This window comes from Pseudoneobacillus rhizolycopersici (genome assembly GCF_054786815.1).
The window spans coordinates 1-229 of record NZ_JBTOOE010000254.1; the positions used below are offsets into that span (position 1 = coordinate 1).

Here is a 229-nt window from a genome sequence, read left to right on the forward strand (position 1 = left end):
TCTGCCTGAGCTTCACCAAATTTCAAGAGCGTATAGTCATAAATCCCGGCGAAGTCGTCTGCTGCCCGTTCAGTGAGTTTATACACGATGTCTCAGTTTTCTTTGTGCTGCAATATCCCGCAGTGATAGCGAGCTTTCACCGCTTTCCAGCCCAGCAATAACAGCCTGACGAATAACTTCATCGTTTGTTTCCTGTTGCTCCAGCAATCGCAGCGCAGAACGCATAACT

General features: G+C 48.0%; 1 protein-coding gene. It reads right to left on the reverse strand.

Features of this window, described 5'->3' with window-relative positions; all coding sequences use genetic code 11:
- Positions 1–78 precede the first annotated feature (78 nt).
- The gene (locus tag ACX9YW_RS23640; protein WP_004723262.1) at positions 79–225 is read right to left on the reverse strand and encodes a ribbon-helix-helix domain-containing protein; all 147 of its coding nucleotides are present in this window, start codon (positions 223–225) and stop codon (positions 79–81) included.
- Between the last annotated feature and the right edge of the window lie 4 nt (positions 226–229).

Coding starts and splice junctions, on each gene's coding strand:
- ACX9YW_RS23640 (WP_004723262.1), bottom strand. CDS start 225: ATGCGTTCTGCGCTGCGATTGCTGGAGCAACAGGAAACAAACGATGAA.